The organism is Actinospica acidithermotolerans, from assembly GCF_018139625.1.
In the GTDB taxonomy this organism is placed as follows: domain Bacteria; phylum Actinomycetota; class Actinomycetes; order Streptomycetales; family Catenulisporaceae; genus Actinospica; species Actinospica acidithermotolerans.
Window position 1 is genome coordinate 1 of record NZ_JAGSOH010000239.1, and the last position, 3,390, is coordinate 3,390.

At 71.8% G+C, this 3,390-nt stretch carries 5 protein-coding genes; 4 read left to right on the top strand and 1 reads right to left on the bottom strand.

The window, feature by feature from the left end; translation table 11 throughout:
* The 3 genes from KDK95_RS34220 to KDK95_RS34230 all read left to right on the top strand — a co-directional run.
* A partial coding sequence (locus KDK95_RS34220) for a tyrosine-type recombinase/integrase (protein ID WP_212522518.1) occupies nt 1–187 on the top strand: 187 nt, incomplete at its 5' end.
* A 141-nt stretch (nt 188–328) separates the two neighbouring features.
* Nucleotides 329–523, top strand: a complete 195-nt coding sequence (locus KDK95_RS34225; protein ID WP_212522519.1) for a DUF2304 domain-containing protein — start codon at nt 329–331, stop codon at nt 521–523.
* Between the two features lie 169 nt (nt 524–692).
* Nucleotides 693–1,436, top strand: coding sequence for a histidine phosphatase family protein (locus KDK95_RS34230; protein ID WP_212522520.1), 744 nt, complete (start codon nt 693–695; stop codon nt 1,434–1,436).
* Nucleotides 1,437–1,615: 179 nt separating this feature from the next.
* Here KDK95_RS34230 and KDK95_RS34235 read toward each other — a convergent pair whose 3' ends face one another.
* On the bottom strand, nt 1,616–2,296 hold the full coding sequence (locus KDK95_RS34235; RefSeq protein WP_212522521.1) for a lysophospholipid acyltransferase family protein: 681 nt from the start codon (nt 2,294–2,296) through the stop codon (nt 1,616–1,618).
* Between the two features lie 150 nt (nt 2,297–2,446).
* Between KDK95_RS34235 and KDK95_RS34240 the strand changes: the two genes are divergently transcribed.
* Nucleotides 2,447–3,390, top strand: a 944-nt coding sequence (locus KDK95_RS34240) for a class I SAM-dependent methyltransferase (RefSeq protein WP_212522522.1), incomplete at its 3' end; no start/stop codon positions are given.

The window sequence follows — 3,390 nt, forward strand, 5'->3', positions numbered from 1 at the left end:
CGACTCCATCACCCCCCACTCCCTGCGCCACACCTTCGCCACCCTCGCCACCGAACGCGGCGCCGACCTCGACGACCTCCAGGACGCCATGGGGCACGCCGACCCCCGCACCACGCGCCGCTACCAGCGCTCCGCGCGCCGGCTCGAGCGCGACCCCGCGCACCTGGTCGCGGCGGCCCTGGGCTAGGAAATTCACCCCCGTACGCGGGAACGCCACCGGTACGCCAGGTTCTGGCGGTGAGCCGAATGGCTGACTATCACCATGCACACCCGGACGAATGGGGAGAATCTAAGAGCAAATCAACCCCCGCACGGGAAGAAGCTTGACGTGACCCTCTCCCTCCCGGTGGTCCTGCTCTTCGGCGTCCTGATGTTCCTGCTGATCCGCAAGGGCGGCATGAAGCTCTCGCACGCGATCGTCGCGGCGTTCTTCGGCTTCTATCTCGCATCGACCACCTTCGCCACCCAGATCAACTCCCTGGACTCGACCATCGCCCACCTCGTAGACTCCGTGCATCCGTAGCTGCACGTGCATCCGGGGCGCGGGGGACGGCCGAAAGGGCGCCCCCTCACGCACCACCACGCCGCTCCCCGGCGGCCAAACCGCCGGTAACGTAGAAGTCTGCGACAGAACCGACACTCGAGGACACTGCCGAACAAAAGGCGCCGACACCGTCGAGAAGGGGAAGAGCGTGCCGACCATCCCCGAAGCAACCCTCCCCACGGCCCTCACCGCCGTCCGCCACGGCCAGTCCACCGCCAACGCCGCGTTCGCCGAGGCCAACGCCACCGGCGCCCTCACCGTCCCCATCACCGAACGCGACGCCGACCTGCCGCTCACCGACCTCGGCCGCGCCCAGGCAGCCGACCTCGGCCGACGCCTCGCCGCCGACCCCCCGCAGTACGTCTACTGCTCCCCCTACCTGCGCGCCCGCGACACCCTCGGCATCGCCCTGGCCGCCGCGCACGAACACGGCGCCCCGCCCCCGGACAGCATCCCCGTCCACTACGACGAACGCATCCGGGACCGCGAGACCGGCGCCTGGGAGATGCTCACCGAAGCCGCCCTGCGCCGCAAGTACCCCGAGGACATCTCCCGCCGCGAACACGTCGGCCACTACTACTTCCGGCCACCCTCCGGCGAGAACTTCCCCGACGTGCAACTGCGCATCCGCTCCCTGCTCGGCGAGGCCCTGCCGGCCGCCGCGGGACGCCACCTGCTCATCGTCGCGCACGACGCCGTCGTGCTCATGCTTCGGATGATCCTCGACCCGCTCGACGAAGCGGCGTTCCTCGACCTGTGGGCCCGGCACGGCGCCGTCACCAACTGCGCCGTCACCCGCTGGGACCTCGACCCCGCGACCCGGCCCCCCGGGCTCCGCCTCACCCAGGCCAACGACGCCGCGCACCTCACCCCCGCCCGGCACACCGCCTGACCGGCCCGCGCGCCACGACAGAAGCGACGAGAGGCTGCGGCCGACCACCACCACGGTCCACGGTCGCCCGACGGCCCGCCCGACGGTCCCTCAGACAGGCCGCCAGACCTCTTCCGCGCCCCGGCGGCGCTCCCGCGGACCCCCGGGGGGCAGGCTGGCCGCCCTTGTTGCCCCCCGGCCTAATTGTCCGCCGGACGCTCGTTGTAGACCCCCGTGTACTCCTGCCCCGACAGCTTCCCGATCTCCGCCAGCACCGCGTCCGCCACCGCGCGACGCGCCCGCGAGTTGCCCTCCACCGCCTCGCCCGGGAAACCCACCTCCGAGGCCACGATCGGCTCCCCGAACCGCACCGTGATCTTCCGCATCCGCGGGAACTTAGCCCCGACCGGCAGCACCTCGTTCGTCCCGATCACACCCACCGGCACGATCGGCGCCTTCGACTTCAGCGCCAGCCAGCCCACGCCCACCCGGGCCCGGTACAGCCGCCCGTCCCGCGACCGGGTCCCCTCCGGGTAGATCCCGAACGCCACGCCCGACGAGAGCACGTCGTACGCCGTGTCCAGCGACGCCTGCGCCGCCTTGTGATCTCCCCGCCGCACCGGCACCGCGCCGATGCCCGTGAAGAACCCCTTCATGAAGCGCCCCTTGAACCCCGGCGTCGTCCAGTACTCCTCCTTCGCCAGGAAGGCCACCCGGCGCGGGCAGATCATCGGGATGAGGATCGAGTCGATGAACGACAGATGGTTCGACGCCACGATCACCGGGCCGGACTTCGGCAGGTTCTCCAGGCCCTCCACCTGCGGCCGCCAGATCGCCAGGGTCAACCGGGTCACCAGAACCTTCAGCACCGCGTAGAACACGCTTCGCCTCTCTCACGTACCGACCAGCCCGCCCGCCACATCGCGGACGCGACGGTAACGAAGGATACGGGGTCTCCTCGAACGAGTGGCAACCCGGCGACACGATCCGGACACCGCCCGCCGCACTCCAGAGCCTGCTGCACTGGCCCCATGCCGACCACACCCCGCGCAACGACACCCGATCACGCGGACTTCCCCGAGCGACAAGCACCGCCTCCGGCGCGCCGACTCGGCACCGACCCGCGCTCGGATTCGCCCGATCCGCCCGCGAAACACGGACAGACCAAGCCATGCACTGATACGCCCGAACTCCGGGCGACGCACGGACACCGCACCGACCCGCAAACGCATACGCCTGACCTCGCACCGGCCCACGGACACCGCACCGACCCGCGCACCCTTACGCCCGAGCTCGCGCCGACCCGCTGGACCGACCCGCACACGCGCACATCCGGGCTCGCGCCGACCCACGGACACCGCACCGACCCGCGCGCCCTTACGCCCGAACTCGCGGCAACCCGCTGGACCGACCCGCGCGTCGCCGCCGCCTACGCCACCCGGCTCGACGGACTGGACCGCGGCACGGCCTGGCCTCGGCTGACCGAGCTGCTCACCGTCCCGGTCCCGCACCGCGGACTCGGCCGGCCCGACGCGACCGTCCTCGACCTCGGCAGCGGCCCCGGCCACTACGCCCGCCACCTCGCCGAACACCACTGGACCGCCACCTACGCCCTCGACATCTCTCCCGCCGTCCACCGCCACGGCGCACAAACCGTCCGCGACGCCTGGATCCACCGCATCATGCCCGCTCGTGACGGTAGTCTCCCGCTGCGCAACTGCCAATGCACCGGAGCCCTGGCCCACCTCCTGATCTGTCATGTCCGCGAGCCGGCGCACATCCTCGCCCTGCTGACGGAGACCCGCCGCGTGCTACGGCCCGGCTCTCCGCTGGCCCTGGTCGAACCCGGCGACCACGGCCACGACTTCCACACCCTCCGCTACGGCCACCACGACCGCCCGCCCGCCGCCCTCGCCCCGGGCGAAGCCTTCCCCGTCGACTACGCCCTCGCCGACGGCTCCCGCCTGCGCACGAC